This window comes from uncultured Roseibium sp. (assembly GCF_947499295.1).
Lineage (GTDB): Bacteria > Pseudomonadota > Alphaproteobacteria > Rhizobiales > Stappiaceae > Roseibium.
In genome coordinates this window covers 530566-551922 of sequence record NZ_CANMNP010000001.1, presented here as the reverse complement: position 1 = coordinate 551922, position 21357 = coordinate 530566, and the positions used below count along the sequence as shown (strand labels likewise).

Sequence of the window (21357 nt, the reverse complement as noted above, 5' to 3'; positions counted from 1 at the left end):
TGTCCGATGAGCGATCAGAGCAAAGATAAAAAGCTGGCAATTGCCCTCCAGTACGAAAATGAGGGTGCGCCCATAGTCACGGCCAAGGGTGCCGGAACGGTTGCCGAGCAAATTGAACAGATCGCGCGGGAGGCAGGCATCCCCATTGAGGAAAACCCGATGATGGCCGAGGCACTCTCGCAGATAGAAATCGACCAGGAAATTCCGATAGAACTATATCAGGCGGTCGCTGTCATGATTGGCTTCATCATGCGCACCGGGCAAGCGCAGAACCCGCCTGAAGAACCCGGACCGTCCTGAAGTCCAACGGGTCTCCTCTTCACCTCGTGACCGACTGTGCGAAAGCGCATGGCTGGAGCAAGGAAAACCTTGCAGCAGAAGCAATTCCCGATTAGGTCAACAAGACAGCTACATATTCGCGCCGCAGCATAGTCTTCCGGGCTGCTTTTCAAAGGGCGCAACCGAAAAACAGGATTCTTGACGAAAATGACGATTGTCGACGTACGCACACCCGATCCGAAGAAATTCATCAAGGGCGCGACCGGCGACTGGGAAATCGTGATCGGCATGGAAGTTCATGCCCAGGTCACGTCCGAAGCCAAGCTTTTTTCCGGTGCCTCTACTGAATTCGGCAAGGATCCCAATAACAACGTCAGCCTCGTTGACGCGGCCATGCCAGGCATGTTGCCGGTCATCAACGAAGAGTGCGTGCGACAGGCGGTCCGCACTGGTCTTGGCTTGAAAGCCGAGATCAATCTGAAATCGGTTTTTGATCGCAAAAACTATTTTTATCCGGATTTGCCGCAAGGCTATCAGATCTCGCAGTTCAAGCAGCCGATCGTGGGCGAAGGGCAAGTCCTGCTGGACATGCCGGAAGAGCAAGTCGAGATTGGTGTTGAGCGCCTTCATCTGGAACAGGATGCCGGCAAGTCGCTGCACGATCAGCATCCCTCCATGTCCTTCGTCGATCTGAACCGATCAGGTGTTGCTTTGATGGAGATCGTGTCCAAACCCGACCTGCGCTCCTCGGAGGAAGCCAAGGCCTATCTGACCAAGCTACGCACAATCTTGAGGTATCTCGGCACCTGCGACGGCAACATGGACCAGGGTTCCATGCGCGCTGACGTCAACGTTTCTGTTCGCCGCCCAGGCGGTGAATTCGGTACGCGCTGCGAAATCAAGAATGTCAACTCGATCCGATTTGTTGGTCAGTCCATTGAATATGAAGCCCGCCGCCAGGTCGCGATCCTGGAAGACGGCGGCGAGATCGATCAGGAAACACGCCTGTTTGATGCCGTGAAGGGTGAAACGCGGTCTATGCGTTCCAAAGAGGAAGCGCATGACTATCGCTATTTCCCGGACCCGGATCTGCTGCCGCTGGAATTCACCCGGGGCTTTGTTGATGAACTGGCAGGCCACCTTCCGGAATTGCCGGATGACAAAAAAAGCCGTTTCGTGGCTGACTACGGGCTCACGGCCTATGATGCGGATATTCTTGTCGTCGAGAAGGCATCCGCTGATTTCTTCGAGGATGTTGCCAAGGGACGCGATGCGAAACTGTCCGCCAACTGGGTGATCAACGAGCTATTTGGCCGACTGAACAAGGAAGGCAAGGATCTTTCCGAAAGCCCCGTTTCCGCTGCGCAGCTTGGCGGGATTGTCGATCTGATCAAGGCCGGAACGATTTCGGGCAAGATTGCCAAGGATCTGTTCGAGATCGTGTGGACAGAAGGTGGTGATCCCGCACAGATCGTTGAAGATCGGGGCATGAAGCAGGTTACGGACCTTGGCGCTATCGAAGCGATTGTCGATGAAATCCTCGCCGCGAACCCGGACAAGGTCGAACAGGCCAAGGAAAAGCCGAACCTCGTAGGATGGTTTGTGGGTCAGGTCATGAAAGCCTCGAAAGGCAAGGCCAACCCGCAGGCAGTGAACGATCTGCTGAAGCAGAAAATCGGTCTGGAATAAGCCATGTCCACAGATGCTCCGCAATCGAATGTGGCATTGCCGATTACCGGTTCGTGCCACTGCGGTGCCGTCTCTTTTGAAATGAACGCTGTTCCTCGATACGCGGTTGAATGCAACTGTTCGATCTGCAGAAGTCTTGGAACAGTTTGGGGGCACGGGCAGGGGGCCGAAACAACCATTCACGCCGCCCCTGAAGCGACAATCAGATATTTTCGTGGCGAGAAAGAACTGGCTTTCCACACCTGCAGGACTTGCGGTTCGACCACACATTGGGAAGCCGTGAAGGGTGAGGCCTTGGGCCGACTGGCAGTCAACCTGCGCCTTGCAGAACCCGGAACAATCGAAGCCATCGGACATCGCAAATTCGATGGGGCGGAAACCTGGACGTTTCTGGATTGAGCTTTGACGGTTTCACCTGATATCCTTTGTCTTTGATAGTTGAAGCAGGGCACCTGAGTTCTGCCGGTTGTCGCGATTTCCAGGAGCTTCGATGAACGCGGATCTTTCGAGCCTGCTGCTGGCCCTTGGCATATTCGCCGTTGGCTTTGTGAGCATTGGCCCCAACATTCTCGCCATCATCGGCACGTCCATGGAACGTGGGCGCCGGTCGGGTGCCCGTTTGGCGCTGGGCGTTGGTCTGGGGTCCGGCATCTGGGCAACACTCACCGTTGCTGGCCTTACCGCGCTGATTGCCGCCTTTGCCTATGCGATCACCGTTCTGAAAATTCTGGGCGCTGCCTACTTGATCTGGCTTGCTTTCAAAGCGTTCCGTTCTGCCGCCAGTAGAAACGGTCACATCGCCGTCAAAGCAGCCAGAGGTGACCGGCTCCTGTTGCAAGGACTGGCCATTCAGATGACCAACCCCAAAGCAGCCCTGCACTGGATCGCGATTGTTGGCGTCGGTCTGGGACCGAACGCGCCACTCTGGGTCGGGTTCGTGCTCATCGTTAGCTGCACGATCATGTCCGTTCTGGCTCATCTGGCGTATGCTGTCACCTTCTCCACGCAGCCGGTCGTTACGCTTTATCGTCGCTCACGCCGTGTGATTGAAGCTGGGCTCGGCGTGTTTTTCACCTTTGCTGCCTTCAAGCTGGCGACCTATCGCAGCTGATCGCTAGGCAACCAAGTCTCAATAGGCTAAACGGCTGACAGTCTTGATCAAACCGCTGAGCCGCATGACCGCTCGTTTCGACACCAGCTCTTCTAAGGCGCCATTCTATGCCACACCCGTGGGCGTGTGGGCTATCGTGGCTCTCTGGGGCTTGTCACACCTGCTGTTGCGCGCGCTGTCGACACCGGTTCTCGGAACGGACGATATGTTCGAGAACGTGCTGGTTCAGACGCTTGAGCCTGGCTACATGCTACGCCAGCCACCACTTTACGAATGGCTTTTGTGGTCGGCACAACAGGTTTTCGGACCGACAATCTGGGCCGCGCTGTTCATCAAGTATGGACTGATATCACTAGCGGCGTTGTTCTTGTTCCTGATCGCACGCAAAGCGCTCTTTGATCCGAGATTGGCCGCGCTCTGCGCATTTTCCTATTCGCTTTACTATCAATTTGGCTGGAACCTTCATGAGGGTGTGACCCACACTGTCGTTCTGACAACAGCTTGCGCGGCAAGCGCGTTCTTTTTTCTTAAGGCGCTGGAAACTGAAAAGCTGGCCTTTTACCTGCTGTTCGGAGCAGTTGCCGGTGCCGGGCTTTTGGGTAAGCATTCCTATCCGCTCTTCGCACTTGCCCTTGTTCTTGCCGCGTTGAGCGACGCCCATTGGCGCGGGCGGTTCCGTTGGGCTGGCTTGTGTCTGGTGCCGGTCGCTGCGGCATTTGTCTACAGCCCCTATGCTCTCTGGATCTTGAGCGAAGGCTTGAAGTTGCTCGCCTCCGTATCCGACACCATGGGGGTAACCGCACAAACTCCGCATATTGCGAGGGCAGGCGAAGGGCTGGGAAAACTCACTTTCGGACTTGTTGGGTTTTCCGTGCCGCTCGTCCCGCTTCTGATCTTGTTGTTCTGGCCGAGGTATCTGCGGCGTATCCAGCCTGACGGAGCTTCACTCAACGCGGTCGCACGCCTGTGCGGGCGGACCGTGCTGGTGATGATCGTACTTACAGCTTTGCTGATCGTGGTGACCGGGGCGACCTATGTCAAAGAGCGGCACATGCATCCGCTGTTGCTGCTGTTGCCGATCTATCTGTTTGCCGACCTGGAGCGTTTTGAATTCAAAAGCCGTTGGCGCTGGCTTGCGGTTGTCATGCTGGCCGTGGTGGCTGTTGCGTTTCTCGCCCGTGTTCCAGGCCTCATCGCGCCCGACAAGTTCTGGTGCGGCGGCAAGTGCCGGCACATGAAGCCATATGCAGATCTGCAGGCGCCGCTCTCTGAATTGGGTGCAGCTGAAGCGACCTTGATTGCAGACGACGGATATACGGGCGGCAACATGAGAGTGCTTTTCCCTGATGCGAGAATTGTCACCAAAGCCATACCGGCGCGGGTGCCGCCGCGCGGAAAGTGTTTCTATATCTGGGAGGAAGGTGACCGGGAGCCGGAGTTGCCTTCCCAGGATCGTTTCAGCAAAAACGCCTATTGGGATGCGGCGGATCCGAAGTCAGCGCGCTATTTGACCGGCAATTGGCCTCATCTTTGGAAGCGTCAGGGTTGGAGAACAACCTGGTGGGGCGTTGCTGAATTGGACCCGGATCAGACGATTTGCAGATAGTGACCTGCTACGACCAACTGAAACATGCCCTGGACAGAGAAATCAGTATGAGCTCCACGATCCAAATTGAAAAAGCGTCTCCTGATCACTTGATGGAGATTGTCGAGATCATCAATGCCGGGGCGACTTCCGTTCGCAAGAACAAGGAATTTGGAGAATGGCAAAACTATCGCTCCGCCTTTGATGCTTTAAGGGACGCACCTGAGTGCGACATCTACGTGGCATTGGATGAGGCGGGTGCGGTTGTCGGAACCTATCAAATCCATTTCCTGAAAGGCATTGCCTTCAAGGGTCGGCCACGCGTGGAATTGGAAAGCGTTCATGTGCGCGCCGATCAGCGTGGCAAAGGCGTTGGCCGCACCATGATGAAACATGCGGAGGACCTGGCGCGCTCGGTGGATGCCTGCATCATTCAGCTGACCTCCAACAAGGAGCGTGAAGGCTCTCATCATTTCTACCGTCAGCTCGGCTACGACCAGAGCCACCTCGGTTACAAGAAAATGATGATGTGAGGCAGCTCACAAAGATGCTCGCTGCCGAAATCGCAATCGCCAGCTAACGGGCTTGCCAGAACAAACCCTAGTTGCTTCACTGTGGTAGCAGTGCCCTCGGCATCTTACCTTCAAACAGGAACTTCCATGACCATATCGCAGGAACAACCGATCGAGCTCTATTTTTGGCCGACGCCGAATGGCTGGAAAGCGAGCATCATGCTAGAGGAGCTCGGGGTTCCCTATAACCTGCACCTGGTCAATATCGGCAAGGGCGATCAGTTCGCCCCCGAATTTCTTGCGATTTCCCCCAACAACCGGATGCCGGCCATTCTTGACCCAGAAGGTCCCGGCGGTGAACCGATATCCGTATTTGAGTCCGGCGCAATTCTTCAATATCTCGGCCGGAAGTTTCAGAAATTCTATCCTGACGACGAACGCAAGCGCGTGGAGACGGAAGAGTGGCTGATGTGGCAGATGGGCGGATTTGGGCCAATGCTGGGACAAAACCACCATTTCCGCCATTATGCGCCGGAAGAAGTGCCTTACGCGATCGAGCGATACTCCAATGAGACCCATCGGCTCTATGGCGTTTTGAACAGGCGGCTGGAAGGACGGGCGTTCATTGCCGCTGACGAATATACCATTGCGGATATTGCAACCTTCGGATGGGCGCAGCGCTGGCAACGACAGAATATCGACTTGGAAGAGTTTCCCAATGTCAGAGATTGGCGGTTGCGGTTGGAGGCGCGCGACGCCGTTCAACGCGGTCTCGCTGTCGGTGCAGATCAGCAGAAAACGCTGGTGATTGAGAAGGACAAGGCGGCCCAAAGCGTCCTGTTCGGGCAAAAGGCGCGGTAAGGCTACCTGATCGAATAAAAGTGGTCCTGCCTGTTACTCAATTGACTTTGCGCCAGACTTCCTTTTCGCAAACATTGAATACAACCCGAACACAGCCTTGAACTTCGAGCGCTGAACCACCCTTCTTGCGTATGGTCGCGTTGGCGCTGAAGCCCCTGCGTGGATCATAGACCCGCCCCTTCCAGGCGTTGGGCTGCGACTTCATCCGCCAGAGCACCTTGAGTCCCAGGATCTTGCGGCCGCGTTTGCTGGCATCCCTGTTTTTCAGATCCGGCGTGTTTTTCATCGTATAGCCCTTGGGCGGCGTGAACCGCACGATTTTCCCGCAAGGCGCACTGCCGCAGGTGCTGATGTTGATGATGGCCCCGGCCGGTGTCTTCCAATTACCTGATATGTCGGGAGCTGCAGTTGCAGGAGGGGCTGCCAGGAAAAACAAAACCGGGATTGCGATCCCGAATGCGGATTTAAATAGAAACCGGAGCAAACTGAAATATGAAAGAGATGTCACGGAAATACCCCGCCGCGATGCCGATGAAGATTGCGCCACAATTTTTTACCAGCAAATGCGACGGGGCAATGGCCAAATCACCAGGATTTGGCAAACAGCACAGTTTTGTCTAATTGGCGCGGGTCCAGGTTTCACCCTTGCAGATCAACCCGCCCATCACGCAGCCTTCAAGTTTCAGCTTGTCGGCTGAGGTCAGTTCAATGAAACCGGTGTATGTCTTGCCGTCTTCAGCGTTGTAAACCTTGCCCTTCCACTGGTTGAATTTGGCCGTGGGTATCATCGATTTGACGATCTGAGCACCGAGCAAGGGCTGCTCACGCAAAGAAGTATCGGGATTGTTGGTGTCTTTGCGTGGCGTTTTCAGCCAGATCAGTTTGCCGCAAAGAGCGGCACCGCACGAACTGATGCGGATTTTTGAGGCCCCGTTCGGGCGCACCCAGTCTCCCTTCGCGTCTGCGGCAAGAGACAGCGTGGAAGATGCGGCAACAACACCGGCGGCCAAGGCAGCCGCCGCGATCATGGATTTCAGCATTAAGTCCTCCCAATGCGGAATAAGCTTCCGTTTACGGAAACGGAATGTATATGCTTTGAAAGCCTGCTGAAAACCCGTGTCCCCACGTCACCTGGCGGACTTTTTCCATCTGCTCACAAATTGTGAACTCAAACCCGGGGCATGTTTTCAATCCATTTCATGCTTTTGGCGGCGATGTCTTCCCAGCCATCTTCGAGCTGCATGTAGTGGCAGCGTCCTTCAATCACTTCGAAGGTTGCCAGGCTCCCATATCGGTCAGCCATGGTGAGGGCGGTGGAGGGGGGAACGACTTTGTCTTCACTTCCGGACAAAAACAGCAATGGCGCTTTTGCGTTGGCGAAGTCGACCTTGGTGGTCTGGTTGACATCGTACATCCAGAAAAACAGTTCGAAGAGTACGGCTCCGGACTCCGTACCCAACCGATCGCAAATTTCGTGCTGTTTTCGCTCCGGCATGGTGTTGAGACCATAAGCGGCAAGCAATTCAAAGTCCTGCCCCGGCACCATTTCCCAAAAACGCCCTGCCGACATGAACATCTTGCCAAGTGCCCGCTCCATTTCGGTCGTAGGCAGAGTGCCGTGAATAATGCTGCTGTTTATCAGAACGCCGGCCTCAATTAGTTCGCGTGGGGATAACAGCTGAGCAATCAGTCCTCCGAGAGAGTGACCAATGACAATGGGGCGCTGCTCCATCTCCCTAATGTAGTGGGCAATGTCCTCAACATAGTCCGCAATGCTGGCCCCCGTCAGCGCATCATTCCTGGCGTCCCCTTCGGGAAGCCCATGCCCACGATAGCTTGGCGTATGGCACTCAAATCCTGCGTTCTCAAAATAAGACTTGAACGTTTCCATGGTCCAGGGTTGGGCATTGGTGCCATGCAGGAGGACGATTGGCGGTTTTGGCATTTTCTTTCACTCCGAAGCAGCGATGGTTTTCCCAAAAATTTCAGCCAAGACTGCACTGAATTTCCCGTTTGGTGAACAGAACGTTGAGAGGTCCTTTCAAATTTTGTGAGAATGTCACTGATATTAAAGAGGAATTCGCAACTGCATGCTTACCGGCAAGTAAATTTCAGAGATATTTAAATTTTTGTTCGCATTACGTTAAACCTGTATCTTAACTGGCCATTTAACTGCTCCTGCTGAAGTACACCTCAAGAAACGAAGGGGAAAGCTACAAGAAAGCTTACGTTTCTTCGGTCGCAATAAAGGAGTGTTTTCGCTCCGGTCCGACCGGCAAGCAGGGGGAAGCATCTGGTGTTCCACGGAACCAAGAGAAGCTTCTGGAAAAACAGAGTAGGAAAGGGGAGCATCATGGCTCGTTTTGAAATTCATTCGGCTGATATGGCCATCATGGGCGGCAAGCCCGTTACAGCTGACATTCTGTTTCAGATGGGTCTGGACAGCGCTTGCGGCCGCAACGGCGCGACTGATCTGGTCACCGCACACAAGTGGTTCAACATTGCAGCTCTCAAAGGCAACCGGGATGCGGTTCAGTACCGTAAGGAAATCTCCGGTGAAATGAGCCCATCAGAAATTGCTGAAGCTCAGCGCTCCGCCCGTGAATGGCTGTCAATGCATTGAGCTGGTCAAAGGCTGCCGGCCATACGGCACCTCAACCGCAAACACCCATCTGACGCGGCAGTCGCATTTCAGTCTGCCGCGTCCGGATCTTGGTCGAAATTGTCGTAAGCTCAGCCGGAATGGGGTTAGTGAACTGGCGCTAGCCCATGCTCATCCCAGAGCGATCTTTCGATTTCCGCACCGAGTGCATATTCAAAGCCGATGATTTTTTGACTGCCTTTTTCAAGGCGGCACCGATAGGCAATTTCGTACCAGATACGATTGCTTCTGACGGCTCCTGCCGTGACATGAAGCGTATTTCCTTTTGAAAATCCGTTCCTGAAAGCATGCGGTGCAAGTCGCGTCGGACGAAAATCCGGCTTGTCTTGACGGAGTTGTTCCATCGCTTCAAGCGCGCATACCTGTTCGTGTTTGTCGGCACCCGTCAATGAGGCAAGTGCCACGCGCGCCTGGCTGGACCGGGGGCTTCTTAAGACATCCGCAGCCAGGAAAGATGTGGCGGTAACCCAGCTGTCAGCCAAAGGATTGGCTGGTTCTGTTTGAGGCGTTTCAGGAACGCCTTCTTCGCTTTCACCCGTCAAAGCGCTTCCATTTGGAAGGCCTGCGATGTCCAAGGTTCCTCTGGCCGCTGCTGGCGCTCGAACCAATTGCACTTCCACGGTTTCTTGGGGAGAGGTCTGTTGGGGCGGCCAGTAGCCGGCTCCTGTCAGAAAACTAAAAACAGCAAGATGCAACAATACGGCGCAGACCCAGTCGAACCGGGTTGCGATGAGATGAGAGAGTGCAGCAGGGGCAGGTGGACTATAAATGTCACGCTCCGAACCTGACCAAAAGACGTGGCAAGCTCACCAAAGGAGTGCGGCTGAAGTATGGAAGGCTTGGATATCGTGCAACCTTTATCTGTGCAAAATGTTTGCCTTTCACGAAAAGGCAATTGCGCTCAATTCCAAAAGCTGACGGGCGCCTGCCTTGCTTGCGAGACAAAGACCAATCCGCATTGCCGCGCTCACTTCTGACGGGCTATCCAACATGCAAGCCCATGGTAGCCAATGGGGAAAACGAATGGGCGTTCAAAAAAACGCCTTGAACTCCGAGGTTTTTGTTCGTACACGGAGCTTACCGGAGAGGTGGCCGAGTGGCTGAAGGCGCTCCCCTGCTAAGGGAGTATACCGGGAACGGTATCGAGGGTTCGAATCCCTTCCTCTCCGCCATTTCTTTTTGACAGCTATTTGATTTTTATCGGTGTTTGCGCAGGCCTAGCCGTAGATCTTGTCCAGAGCTCTGAATTTCTTGGGCGAGTAGCCGGTGTAGTGCTTGAATTCCCGTGACATATGAGACGAGCTGCTGAAGCCAAGGTCTTCGGCCAGGATCGATAGTGGCAAGTCTGATGAGTGCAATTCGTTCTTGACCAATGTAATCCGTTTCTTCCGGACATAATCTTGCGGAGAGACGTCGAATGTTGCCTGGAATTTCCGGACAAAATGCGAGCGGCTCATGCCAGCCAGAAGGTGCAGTTCCGAGATTTTCACACCCGTGCGGAGATTGTCTGCGATATGCCGGAGCACCGGCGCCATGCGCCGGACGTCGCGCTGGCGCTTGAGATCCCGGTGTTTCGCACGGGTTCTGAAATGGGGAGAGAGCAGGGATAGAATCCGGCTGCGGACGAGGATTTGATCCGCAAAGAATTCGCTGGTCAGATTTTCGTCAATCATCGTCATGGACCGAAATGTTTCCGACGCTGATTGCGCTTGAATTTCGAAGCTCCAGGGATAGAGGTCCAGCACGTCAATGCCGCCCTGAACAGTCATTTTAAAACAAACATTTAACAATCTGAGATGCGACGGACACGAATAGTCGAAACGTCGCGTTGTCGGGAAGAGATAAGTCCGCCCCTCTGCAAGCTGGCAATGGTGGCCGTCGTAAGTCACCTCAGCAGAGCCTCCGGCAATGAAATAGAGCCGGTGATAGTCGTCATTCAGACGGGTGCCGTTCCACTCGGTGAGGTAGTCCGAGTTGTCGGAGTGAAACAGCACGATTTCCAGGCCGCTGATATCCAAAGATCTGCTCACATTTGGAATAAAAGAGATCACATCAGTGAATGATAATTGGTTTTAAATAAAGAGATTTTTTCAAAAATGGGAAATAGGTGCAAAAAAATGAAACATTGATGCATAGACAGTGAGGCGTCTCGCAGGCTGTATTTTCCAAGTATTTGAAGGCATCGACGCTCTGGGAGGACCAATGAGGATCGAGAAATTCGAGACCTGGATATGCAAGCGGGGGCACGGGGTGTTCGACGAGGCCCGTGAAGGCGCTGCCCCAATGCCTTGGGACTATGGTGTCGGAAAAATTGTGACAAGCGACGGTGTCGAGGGCCTCGCTACCTTCTGGGCCGCACGCTCCGGCGCTGTTACCGATGCGTACCTGCAGGACGTAATCGCTCCGGTTATTCTCGGTCGCAACATTTCAGACCGCGAACGTATCTGGCACGATTTCTGGAACATCGACCGGCACGGAGCTTTTTTTCCCGTCTTCCTGCCGGGGCCCATCGATGTTGCTCTCTGGGATGCGGCGGCAAAGACCGTAGAACTCCCCTTGCACAGGTTTATCGGCAGCTACCGGCAGAAACTTCCCGTTTATGCCAGCAGTCTTTGGCTGGATTCGGTCCAGGCTTACGTGGATGAGGCGCTGAAATACAAATCGAAAGGCTTCAAGGCCTACAAGGTTCATCCTTGCGGTCCGTCCGATATGGACATGGAAATTCACACAGCAGTGCGCGCCGCTGTTGGCGAGGACATGATCCTGATGTCCGACCCGGTGTCCGAATACACCCTCTCCGAAGCGATCAAAGTGGCCAGGCAACTCGAGGATCTCAACTACAGATGGCTCGAGGAGCCATTCCGTGACTACGAGCTCGACAAATACGCCAAGCTTACTCGCGCCACTGATATTGAAATCGTTGGAACCGAAACCACTCGGGGTGGCCCCTGGGGAATTGCTCAAGCAATCAAGTTCGATGCGGTTAACACCGTCCGTGCAGATGTTTCCTGGAAAGCAGGGATCACGGGGACGTTGAAATCCTGTCATCTGGCTGAGGCTCACGGGATGAACTGTGAGCTGCATACAACAACTATGGGACCCATGGACATGGCGAACGTTCATGTCTCTTGCGCGGTTCGAAACTGCGACTTCTTCGAACTCTTTGTTCCAGAAGACATTTTTCAGGCTCCCATGCGCCAGAGCTACTACGACTTCATCGACGAAAATGGCGACATTCATGCTCCTGAGGGGCATGGGCTTGGCGTGGATATCGACTGGGATCTCGTCGATGAAAACTGCGTATCTCATCGCAGCTACAGCAACTGATTATCGCCGACGCAGGAGGAAGCGGACGGAATAATCGAAAAGGGAGGAAGTAAACCATGAAACTGATCGCAAAACTCGTAACTGGTGCCGCGCTGAGCGCAATGACCATAGTTTCAGCCGCCGCTGAAGACGCCCGTTACGCTTGGTATGCGTCAACAGTGCATCCTTATTTCGACGAGGTGCAAAAAGGCGTCGACAAATTTTCCGAAGACTTCGGCGTCGAGGTCACAAAGCGCCTCGGTCAGGATTGGACGCAAGACAATCAGAACGAAAACGTTGCTGCCATGGCGGCGCAGGGTTTCAATGCGTTCAGCATTTTTCCGTCGGATGTGTCAGGCGCCAGGGGGCTTTATGAAGAGCTTGCCGAGCAAGGCGTCACCATCGTGGATTTTGGCCAGGCAACCAAGGAGCCTACACCGGCTGCCTTTTACGTCGGGACCCAGTTGAAAGAGGCGGCGATGCTCGCCACTGAAGAGCTGATCAAATCCATGGGCGGCAAGGGCAACATCATCAACGTTCTGGAAGTTCCCGGGGACAACACCCGCTTGCGTCAGGAGGGCGTCGAGGAGGTCGTCGCCAAGTATCCCGACGTCAAGATTATCCAGACTGTCGGTGACCTTTCTTCAATTGAAGACAGTGTCGAGAAGGTCCAAAACGCCATTGCCGCAAATCTTGGCAACATCGATGGTATGATCGCGACCGGTTACACGCCGACCGTTGCAATCGCCCAGTTGCTGACCGAGTACCATGAAAATGGCGGCGAACGCATCCACTTCTACGGTATCGACACGGATGCCGTTGTTCTCGACGCGATCCGGGCCGGCCACATTGATGGCACGATGGCGCAAAACCCATTCGGGCATGGCTACATTCCAATGGTATTGCTGAAAAAACTGTCCGAAGGCTACAAGCCTCGTGAAGGCGTGCATTCAATCGATGCCGGTGTCGTCCCTGTAACCGCTGATAACATCGATACCTATCAGGCAGATATCTCTGCACTGACCAAAAACATCATCGACAATCTCGACAGCAAATATCTGACCAACTGATCCAGCTGAAACACCTCGCGGAGCCGGTCTTCCGGTTCCGCGAGCCATGCTCATATGTCAACGACAGGACCCCAGCTGTGTTTCTCACCAGACTAAAGTCGGGAAAGATCATCACGGGAGCAGAGTCAGGCATCATTGGTGCCGCCTTGATCCTGGTGATTTTATTCACGCTCTCTTCAGACAGTTTTCTGACCCAATACAATCTGTTCAATCTCACGCGTACGCAGTCACTTTACATCTTTGTCGCTCTTTCTCAGGCGGTGATGCTCGCCACCGGTAACATGAACCTTTCAGTAGGGGCGATTGCAGGACTGACTGCGGTGATATTCGGTTATTCCGTCGACACGCTCGATCTCGGATGGCCGCTGGCTCTGCTGATTGCATTGGGCGTTGCCTTGCTCGCAGGTGCCTTTAACGGGTTCGTCATGACCGTTCTCGGTGTGAACTCATTTATCGTGAGCTTGTCGACCCTCTTCATCTTCACCGGGTTCGTCTATGGAATTTCGGAAGGCTATTCCTACCGGGAGATCCCGGCGGATTTTGTCAGGATTGGCCGCGGCAACTTTCTGGGGCTGCCCTATCTGTTCTACCTCATGGTCGGGACCTTGATCGCCGTCTGGTACATGTTCCGGTACACTGTTTTCGGGCGGCAGGTGCTTGCGACAGGCAGCAATCTGGAAGCCGCAAAACTCTCCGGCATCAACACCGGCCGCATCATCATGGGAGCCAATCTCCTGTCGGCGTTCTTTGCTGGCGTCGGTGGGTTGCTTTGGGTGTCCCGACTAGGGTCGGCTCAGCCCGCCATCGGTCAAAATTGGCTTCTGATTTCATTTGCAGTCGCGATCATCGGTGGAACAGCGCTTGCTGGTGGCCGTATCACTGCCATCGGCCTCTTCTGTGGCGGCCTGATCATGGTACTGATCAAGAATGGCCTCATCCTGGTACAGGCAAATGTCTACTTCGAACAGGCGTTTTTGGGATCGATCATCCTCCTGACGATATTGCTCGACCGGGCACGTGAGGTCTGGAGCCGCAAGGCTGGAAAGTCATGACGCTCGAGCTCAGAAACATAAGCAAGTCCTTTCCCGGTGTGAGAGCCTTGGACGATGTGTCGGTCACATTCAAACCGGGCGAGGTTCATGCGTTGCTCGGTGAAAACGGCGCGGGCAAGAGTACCTTGATCAAGGCCATCTGCGGCATTCAAAGGGCCGACCAAGGCACGATCTCGTTGGAAGGTGTCCCACTCAACCTGTCGTCCCTGAAGGACGGTATGCGTCACGGCATCACTATCGTGAACCAGGAAATCCAGGTGTTTTCGGAGAGCAGCGTCGCCGAAAATATCATGATCGACAAACTTGAAAAGTACCGCAGTTTTGGCGGGATTTCCTGGAAGCGTCTCAATGCCGATGCCCTGGAATATCTAGAGCTGGTCGGACTTGAGATCGACCCGGAGACACCCATTGGGGGGCTGAGTGCCGCGCAGAAGCAACTTGTACAAATTGCCAAAGCGCTCTCCAGCAAGGCGACTGTCATTTTGTTCGACGAACCGACTTCATCCATTACCGCAAATGAAGTCACCAAACTGTTCGAGGTGATCGAAGACCTCAAGGCCAAGGGCTACACTTTGATCTTTGTGTCCCACAAGCTTGAGGAGGTGCTTGAGATCTGTGATCAGGTAACCGTGCTCCGCGATGGCCGCCATGTCGGGACGCGATGTATCTCGGAGCTGGACAAGGAAACGATCATCGAATTGATGATCGGCCGGAAAATTCAGATCGAAAACTTCGCCAGACTTGATACCGATCCAGATGATCTGGTCTTGAAGGCAAAAGAATTGTCGTCGAAAGGTCTGTTCGAAAACGCATCGTTCGATCTTCGGCGCGGTGAGATTTTGGGCTTTTACGGATTGGTTGGTTCCGGGCGAACCGAACTTGCCAAGACGATTATCGGCCACTTTCCCGTCAGTGCCGGAGCGCTTTCCGTCCATGGACGCGATGTCAAGATCCGAAGCGTCGCGGACTGCATCAAAGTGCACAACATCGGTTACGTGTCGGAGAACCGCAAGGAAGACGGCCTCTTTCTCGATTTTGATATCGAAACAAATATGACGATGGCGATCTGGAAGAAAATCCAGCATCCGGTAACGCGCGCCATCAACATGACTGAGCAACGCAATGTCGCAAACGGGTTGATGACGGCGCTGGATGTGCGCGCGACGGGCATCGACCAGCGCGTCGGCAATCTGAGCGGGGGCAATCAGCAGAAGATATCGATTGCAAAATGGCTTGCCGCCAATTGCGATATCCTGATCATCGACGAACCGTCGGTTGGCGTCGATATTGGCGCGAAGGCCATGATTCACAAGCTCATTTGGGATCTTGCCAAAGTTGAGAAGAAATCGATTATCCTGATTTCCTCAGACATGCCGGAAATGATTTCACTGGCCAGCCGGATACTAGTTTTCAAGGAAAAGCGCATTACGGGCGTGGTTCCGGGCATCGCTGAGCCCGGGCAGACCTACGACACTTTGAGCCGTGGGATCGGGAGATTGATGGCATGAGGACAATTGAAACGCCTTTCCGCCTGGACGGGAAAGTAGCCTTGATCACGGGCGGGGGAAGCGGATTGGGGTTGGCCATGGCCCGTTGTTATGTTGCTTCCGGTGCCAAGGTCCTGATCGCGGGCAAGACAGAGGCGAAGCTGCAGGCTGCGGTTTCGGAACTTGGCGAATGCGCCTCCTATCATGTTGCCGACATTACCTCACAAGGTGCGGCACGCGAATTGATCAGCACCTGTGTTGAGCGTTATGGGGGCCTCGACATACTGGTCAACAACGCTGGAAACCACGTCAAGAAACCACTCCTTGAAACGGAAGTGGAGGATATTCAAGCCATTCTGGACACCCATGTTCTGGCGGCATTCGAGTTGAGCCGCAGTGCGGTTCCGGCTATGAGCGCTCGGGGGGGCGGCTCCATCCTTTTTATCGCATCGATGGCTTCATATCTCTCCGTACCGCAGGTCATCGGATATACGGTGGCAAAATCCGCCGTTCTCGGGCTTGTCCGGGGAATAGCGGCGGAAATCAGCTTGCAAGGCATCCGCATAAATGGAATTGCGCCAGGATGGATCGAGACGCCCATGACGGCGAAGGCACTGGACAACGATCCGGAACGCAAGAACAAGATTATTTCAAGAACACCGATGAAGACCATGGGCAAGCCGGAAGATATCGGCTGGGCAGCGACTTATCTGGTCTCCGATGCCGCAGCCTTTGTGAACGGCCATGTGCTGGTCGTCGATGGTGGAGCCCTTAGCGGATTTTAAAGAATGAGAGCATTTTACATTGACAGCCCCGGAGTTACCCGCTTCGGGACCGCAACACCGCCTGAGATGAAAGAGAACGAGGTTCTTCTGAAAGTTCAAAGGGTTGGCTTGTGCGGATCAGATCTGAATACATACCGAGGCCGTAATCCGCTTGTCAGCTATCCGCGCATTCCAGGGCACGAGATCGCCGGTGAGATCGTGAAGGTCGGCACAAAGGTTCCGGGCTCAATTCAACCCGGTCAACTTGTTACTTTGAACCCTTACAAGAATTGTGGTGAGTGCCCGGCATGCCGCAAAGGGCGCATCAATGCCTGCCGAAACAACCAGACCATGGGTGTCCAGCGCGAAGGTGCCTTAACTGAAGTCATCGCGGTTCCCTGGGAGCGGATCATAAAGGCATCCGTCAAGGAGCTAAATCATCTTGCGCTCATCGAGCCGATGGCCGTCGGCTTTCATGCAGTCCGGCGCGGTCGGGCCCGAAAGACGGACAAGGTCATCGTTTTCGGCTGCGGTGCTATCGGGCTTGGGGTTATTGCCGGCTGCGTGCGGGCGGGCGCAGAGGTTGTGGCGGTCGATATTGTCGACCGGAAACTGGAAATTGCACATGCTGTTGGGGCTGCCGCGACAATCAACAGCAGGTCTCAGGATGTCATCGAATTTGCAAAGGATTATACCCGCGGTGACGGGATGGATCTTGCAATCGAGGCCGTGGGCCACCCCCAGACATTTGTTGATTGCGTCGATGTGGCCGCTCCGGCCGGGCGCGTGGTCTATATCGGGTATTCCCAGGCGCCAGTGTCTTACGACACCAAAAAAATCCTGACCAAGGAGCTGGATATTATGGGGTCCCGCGGAGCGTTGCAGCAGGATTTCGAGGACGCGGTAAACTATGTTGAGGCGGGTAGCTATCCAGCTGATGCGACCATCACCAGAGTTTTCGACTTCGAAGATGCCGATACCGCGCTTCAGCTTTGGGAAGACGACCCCAATGCGGTGACAAAGTTCATCATAGCGCAACCCGAAGCATCAAGCCGTGACTGAGGCTGTTCGCGCTCTTTCTTTTGGCGCTTCTGCACTCGCGGGACTTTATCGTCCTTGCGACACGGACGCCGCCAACTCAGTGCTCTGGGCGGCCTGGGCACACGGCATCCGTTCGTTTGACACGGCTCCCCACTATGGAAATGGAATGTCCGAGCGGCGCCTTGGCGATTTCCTCAGGCAGAAGGAGGGATGGGTTCTTTCAACAAAAGTCGGCCGTGTCCTGACACCTGCCGCCGATGCAGCCGATGTTGTCAACGGTTTCCACAATCCACTTCCTTTCGACCAGCATTTCGACTTTTCCTACGAGGGCATTATGCGGTCCGTCGAGGCAAGCTTTCACAGGCTGGGCCTGAACCGGATCGATACGCTCTATGTTCACGATATTGGCGACCCAAACGCTGGTACCGACACGGCCGGTCACAAGAAGCAGCTGCTTAACGGAGGGCAGGTGGCTCTTCACGAATTAAAGTCTAGCGGCGTCGTCAAGACTGTTGGACTGGGCGTCAATCACACGGCGATCTGCCGTGAGCTTGTCCCGGAGATGGACCTTGATCAAATTCTGCTTGCGGGCCGATACACTCTGCTGGATCAATCCGCACGGGATGAGCTGTTTCCGACAATTGAAAAGAAAGGCGTCCGTCTGGTTGTTGGCGGTGTGTTCAACTCCGGAATTCTGGCAACAGGTCCGGTAAAGGGCGCGCACTATGACTATGCGCCGGCTTCGGACCGCGTGTTGAAGAAGGTGTCTGAAATCGAAGCTATTTGTAAAAGCCACAATGTTCCGCTTGCTGCGGCCGCACTCCAGTATCCAGCACGCAATCCCCTGGTTGCGTCGACCCTGATCGGGACGGCCAGGACAAGTTCATTGATGAAAAACATCGAGCAATTCAAGACCCCTTTGCCCGAGTCTTTGTGGGGTGATCTGAGGCAGGCCGGTTTCATTGGAGAGAGAGAATGATTGTTGACGCCCATCAGCATTTCTGGTCGCTGGCAAGAGGGGACTACGCCTGGCCGAATGAAAGCGTCGCACCGATCTTCAAGGATTTCTCACCACAAGATCTGGAGCCGTTGCTTGTCGCCGCCGGCGTTGACCGCACAGTTTTGGTCCAGGCGACCGATAGTGTCGATGAAACAAGGTTTCTACTCGATTTGGCAGACAAATCAGATCGCATCGCAGCTGTGGTCGGATGGGTCGACTTTGCGTCGGATAAGGCGGTCAGCACGGTGCAGGAACTTGCGAAGAACCCGCAGCTCAAGGGGCTCAGACCCATGCTGCAGGGAATTGAGCAGGCAGACTGGATTTTGCAAGATCGTGCTGCAACCGTTCTGACGCATATGGCCAGTGTCGGATTGCGGTTTGATGCGTTGATCCAGCCGCGTCATCTGCCGCATCTGCACGAACTGGCAGAACGCCACCCGGATTTGGCGATTGTAATCGACCATCTGGCCAAACCTGAAATGGGGGAAGGGCGCGAACCTGATCATTTCTGGCGGACGGGCATGGAGCACCTCGCGGCGAGGCCCAATGTCTTTTGCAAACTCTCTGGCATGGTTACGGAAATAGGACCCGACTGGACATTGCAGGACCTGCAGCCATTTGCGCAAACGGTCCTTGATTGCTTTGGGCCTGATCGGGTGATGTTCGGGAGCGATTGGCCGGTCGTAAATCTTGCAAGTGATTATGCATCCTGGGTAACAACTGCCCGTTCACTCCTGTCAAACCTGCCGGAGCGCGACGTGAACAAGATAATGGGCGATACGGCGCGGAAATTTTACGGGATCGAATAGCCTGATCGCTGCTGTGCAGATCAGAGTTTTCTTGCAAACCGAAGATGTTCCTAAACGATCCCAAGCCGAACTTCGGGCGGGTAATCAGGATACCTGCGGCTTTTCCTGGAAACGTTCGAGGACTGAGTGCCATGCATGCTCGAGATGGCGGCGCATGACAGCCCTGGCCGCACCGCATTCGCGTGCCCGAAGAGCGTCAATGATTTCCAGATGGTCGCTGAGTGCAATAAGCCGCCGTTCCGTGTTGTGCTCGCGCCAGCTTTCGTGGAACCTGAAATAGAATATCAGCGACAAAGCAGCTTCGTTGACTAGTAACAGAATGCTGCTTGAGTACCGCAACAGCAGGCGGTGGAAGGCTGCATCCATCTCGGCAACATTCTGGGACGACTCTTCGGGTGCATCGAGGTAGGACCTGTGCAGCTGTTGCGCTGCGTCCAGATGTTGCCAGAACTCAGAGTCGTCTGGCAACTCGACAAGTTTGTCCAATGCCGACATCTCGCAGTAATACCGAAAATCAAAAAGGGTATCAGCCAGTTCTCTGGTGAAGCCGTGGTAAGTCCAGTTTCTGTGTTGCTCCTTGCTGAGAAACCCGAAACGGCTGAAGCTTACAAAGATTTGGTGGAGTGTCGCGATCGGTACGTTGATCTGAGCGGCGACGTGATTTTCGGCGATCCGGGCTCCTCTCGCGATCTTCTCATCCAAAAGCCAATTGAAAAACCGTGTTTCAGCGACTTCGCGCGTGGGCTTCGTCAAAACGGGTGAAAAAAAATCGGAGCCTTTGACAGGTTGTAAGAAATGAACTCCATCATCGCTCCTTGCGATGATTTTGTTTTTTTCCAGGTGGGCCAACACTTTTCGCGCTGTCGTCCGGCTTACTCCCAGAGTTAGGGCGAGGCCTTGAATGGTCGATGGAAGTTTTCCTTCCCGGCACAACTTCAGCGATTCATTGTATGACAGCTTAAATGTTTTGTCGGTTCGTGCCATTCCAAGCTCCGCTGCTGGAATTCTGAGTGTTCTTAATATCTGTTTTATATTTTTAAAAACATCTTCTCAAGGGGTGTGTGTCTTTTATAAATTTTGAACATAGAAGTGTGCGGCTGGATGGAGGTCTGGTCGAGGAAGGAGACACAATGTTCAAGAAATCTATGAATCGCCTGTTGGCCACGTCCATAATCAGTGCAACTGCTGCTTTGGGGGCAAGCGCTGTTCAGGCTCAAGACGTTTTGAAGTTCGGACACGTTTACGAGGCGGCCACTCCGTACCATGAAGCAGCGCTCCGGACCGCAGCCGAATTTGAAAAGGCGACTGACGGCAGGTTCAAAATCGAAGTGTTTCCTGCGTCTCAGCTCGGCAAAGAAGTCGCGTTGAACGAAGGATTGTCTCTCGGTACCGTGGATATTATCTACACCGGCATGGGGTTCATGGGCCAAAGTTACCCGCCAATCTCCATTTCAGACTATCCCTTTACACTGCGTGGATATGACCATTGGAAGGCGTATGCCACTTCGGATTTGTTCCGTGAGCTGGCCGGCGAATATACGAAAGTAACGGGCAATCTGGTTGCCTCGATGACGTATTATGGGGCACGTCACGTCACGTCGAACAAGTCGATCCTGAAGCCTGAAGACATGGCCGGTCTCAAGATCCGTACGCCAAATGCACCTGCATACCAGTTGTTCCCAAAGGCAACCGGCGCAAACCCGACACCGATGGCATTTTCTGAGGTTTATCTCGCGCTTCAGCAAGGTGTCGTCGACGCTCAGGAAAACCCACTTCCGACGATTCAGTTCAAAAAGTTCTACGAGGTTCAATCGAACATCAACCTGACCGGGCACATCACCAATTCTCTGGCTGTACTGGTCTCGCCGATTACTGCGCAGAAACTCGGTGACGACTATGCGGTTCTTCAAAAGATCCTGGGTGAATCATCAGATTGGGCGTCGGGAAAAATTGTTGAATCAGAGAACAACCTTGCCGGTTGGTTCCGCGAACAGGGTGTAACAGTCAATGAAGTTGACCGGGCGCCCTTTATCGCAGCAGTAGCGCCGCACCTGAAGGGCGATGAAACACCGTTCTCGGCGGAGCTCTACGACAAGCTTCAGGCGATCAAATAACCCAACCGGGATTAT

23 protein-coding genes and 1 tRNA gene are annotated in these 21357 nt (G+C 54.2%); 18 read left to right on the top strand and 6 right to left on the bottom strand.

All coding sequences use genetic code 11. The annotated features are described in order from the left end of the window. Positions 1–6: 6 nt before the first annotated feature. The 7 genes from Q0835_RS02590 (at position 7) to Q0835_RS02560 (ending at position 6037) form a co-directional block, all read left to right on the top strand. Positions 7–300, top strand: coding sequence for an EscU/YscU/HrcU family type III secretion system export apparatus switch protein (locus Q0835_RS02590; protein WP_298958202.1), 294 nt, complete (start codon positions 7–9; stop codon positions 298–300). A 186-nt stretch (positions 301–486) separates the two neighbouring features. Further along, on the top strand, positions 487–1968 hold the full coding sequence (gatB, locus tag Q0835_RS02585) for an Asp-tRNA(Asn)/Glu-tRNA(Gln) amidotransferase subunit GatB (RefSeq protein WP_298958201.1): 1482 nt from the start codon (positions 487–489) through the stop codon (positions 1966–1968). A gap of 3 nt (positions 1969–1971) precedes the next feature. After that, the gene (locus Q0835_RS02580; protein WP_298958200.1) at positions 1972–2367 is read left to right on the top strand and encodes a GFA family protein; all 396 of its coding nucleotides are present in this window, start codon (positions 1972–1974) and stop codon (positions 2365–2367) included. A 91-nt stretch (positions 2368–2458) separates the two neighbouring features. After that, a complete protein-coding gene (locus tag Q0835_RS02575) occupies positions 2459–3079 on the top strand; it encodes a LysE family translocator (RefSeq protein ID WP_298958199.1) in 621 nt (206 codons plus the stop codon). Between the two features lie 43 nt (positions 3080–3122). Then, positions 3123–4685 carry a glycosyltransferase family 39 protein gene (locus tag Q0835_RS02570; RefSeq protein ID WP_298958198.1) on the top strand — a complete coding sequence of 521 codons (1563 nt, stop codon included), beginning with the start codon at positions 3123–3125 and terminating at the stop codon, positions 4683–4685. Between the two features lie 47 nt (positions 4686–4732). Then, positions 4733–5197, top strand: a complete 465-nt coding sequence (locus Q0835_RS02565) for a GNAT family N-acetyltransferase (RefSeq protein ID WP_298816088.1) — start codon at positions 4733–4735, stop codon at positions 5195–5197. A 126-nt stretch (positions 5198–5323) separates the two neighbouring features. Further along, entirely contained in the window at positions 5324–6037 is a 714-nt protein-coding gene (locus Q0835_RS02560; RefSeq protein ID WP_298958197.1) for a glutathione S-transferase N-terminal domain-containing protein, read from the top strand. Between the two features lie 37 nt (positions 6038–6074). Here the strand turns inward: Q0835_RS02560 and Q0835_RS02555 are convergent, their stop codons facing one another. From Q0835_RS02555 to Q0835_RS02545, 3 genes are all read right to left on the bottom strand, one after another. After that, on the bottom strand, positions 6075–6545 hold the full coding sequence (locus Q0835_RS02555; protein ID WP_298816092.1) for a DUF2147 domain-containing protein: 471 nt from the start codon (positions 6543–6545) through the stop codon (positions 6075–6077). Between the two features lie 109 nt (positions 6546–6654). Beyond that, positions 6655–7077, bottom strand: a complete 423-nt coding sequence (locus Q0835_RS02550) for a DUF2147 domain-containing protein (RefSeq protein WP_298958196.1) — start codon at positions 7075–7077, stop codon at positions 6655–6657. A 128-nt stretch (positions 7078–7205) separates the two neighbouring features. Continuing rightward, positions 7206–7982: an alpha/beta hydrolase gene (locus tag Q0835_RS02545; RefSeq protein WP_298958195.1), complete on the bottom strand. Its 777-nt coding sequence runs from the start codon at positions 7980–7982 to the stop codon at positions 7206–7208. Between the two features lie 408 nt (positions 7983–8390). Here Q0835_RS02545 and Q0835_RS02540 point away from each other — a divergent pair, with 408 nt between their 5' ends. Next, positions 8391–8660 (top strand): hypothetical protein, encoded by a 270-nt coding sequence (locus Q0835_RS02540; protein WP_298816097.1) that lies wholly within the window; start codon positions 8391–8393, stop codon positions 8658–8660. Between the two features lie 125 nt (positions 8661–8785). Here the strand turns inward: Q0835_RS02540 and Q0835_RS02535 are convergent, their stop codons facing one another. After that, entirely contained in the window at positions 8786–9307 is a 522-nt protein-coding gene (locus Q0835_RS02535; RefSeq protein WP_298958194.1) for a DUF930 domain-containing protein, read from the bottom strand. A gap of 474 nt (positions 9308–9781) precedes the next feature. Here Q0835_RS02535 and Q0835_RS02530 point away from each other — a divergent pair. Further along, positions 9782–9871: transfer RNA gene (locus Q0835_RS02530), tRNA-Ser, on the top strand. A 45-nt stretch (positions 9872–9916) separates the two neighbouring features. On the opposite strand, the gene Q0835_RS02525 is transcribed toward Q0835_RS02530, so the two are convergent. After that, a complete protein-coding gene (locus tag Q0835_RS02525; RefSeq protein WP_298958193.1) occupies positions 9917–10717 on the bottom strand; it encodes an AraC family transcriptional regulator in 801 nt (266 codons plus the stop codon). A gap of 184 nt (positions 10718–10901) precedes the next feature. Here Q0835_RS02525 and Q0835_RS02520 point away from each other — a divergent pair, with 184 nt between their 5' ends. From Q0835_RS02520 to Q0835_RS02485, 8 genes are all read left to right on the top strand, one after another. Further along, positions 10902–12026, top strand: coding sequence for an enolase C-terminal domain-like protein (locus Q0835_RS02520; RefSeq protein WP_298958192.1), 1125 nt, complete (start codon positions 10902–10904; stop codon positions 12024–12026). Between the two features lie 56 nt (positions 12027–12082). Further along, positions 12083–13075 (top strand): sugar ABC transporter substrate-binding protein, encoded by a 993-nt coding sequence (locus Q0835_RS02515; RefSeq protein ID WP_298816139.1) that lies wholly within the window; start codon positions 12083–12085, stop codon positions 13073–13075. A gap of 77 nt (positions 13076–13152) precedes the next feature. After that, positions 13153–14127 (top strand): ABC transporter permease, encoded by a 975-nt coding sequence (locus Q0835_RS02510; RefSeq protein WP_298816142.1) that lies wholly within the window; start codon positions 13153–13155, stop codon positions 14125–14127. After that, positions 14124–15635, top strand: coding sequence for a sugar ABC transporter ATP-binding protein (locus Q0835_RS02505; protein WP_298958191.1), 1512 nt, complete (start codon positions 14124–14126; stop codon positions 15633–15635). The genes Q0835_RS02510 and Q0835_RS02505 overlap by 4 nt, the downstream gene beginning before the upstream one ends. Then, positions 15632–16399: an SDR family oxidoreductase gene (locus Q0835_RS02500; RefSeq protein ID WP_298958190.1), complete on the top strand. Its 768-nt coding sequence runs from the start codon at positions 15632–15634 to the stop codon at positions 16397–16399. Before Q0835_RS02505 ends, Q0835_RS02500 begins: the two co-directional genes overlap by 4 nt. A gap of 3 nt (positions 16400–16402) precedes the next feature. Beyond that, positions 16403–17440 carry a zinc-binding alcohol dehydrogenase family protein gene (locus Q0835_RS02495; RefSeq protein WP_298958189.1) on the top strand — a complete coding sequence of 346 codons (1038 nt, stop codon included), beginning with the start codon at positions 16403–16405 and terminating at the stop codon, positions 17438–17440. After that, positions 17433–18398: an aldo/keto reductase gene (locus tag Q0835_RS02490; protein ID WP_298958188.1), complete on the top strand. Its 966-nt coding sequence runs from the start codon at positions 17433–17435 to the stop codon at positions 18396–18398. The genes Q0835_RS02495 and Q0835_RS02490 overlap by 8 nt, the downstream gene beginning before the upstream one ends. Continuing rightward, positions 18395–19228: an amidohydrolase family protein gene (locus Q0835_RS02485; RefSeq protein WP_298958187.1), complete on the top strand. Its 834-nt coding sequence runs from the start codon at positions 18395–18397 to the stop codon at positions 19226–19228. Before Q0835_RS02490 ends, Q0835_RS02485 begins: the two co-directional genes overlap by 4 nt. 84 nt (positions 19229–19312) lie before the next feature. On the opposite strand, the gene Q0835_RS02480 is transcribed toward Q0835_RS02485, so the two are convergent. Then, complete coding sequence (locus Q0835_RS02480; protein WP_298958186.1) at positions 19313–20212, bottom strand: GntR family transcriptional regulator; 900 nt, start codon at positions 20210–20212, stop codon at positions 19313–19315. A gap of 146 nt (positions 20213–20358) precedes the next feature. Between Q0835_RS02480 and Q0835_RS02475 the strand changes: the two genes are divergently transcribed. Next, on the top strand, positions 20359–21342 hold the full coding sequence (locus Q0835_RS02475) for a sialic acid TRAP transporter substrate-binding protein SiaP (RefSeq protein WP_298958185.1): 984 nt from the start codon (positions 20359–20361) through the stop codon (positions 21340–21342). Positions 21343–21357 lie beyond the last annotated feature (15 nt).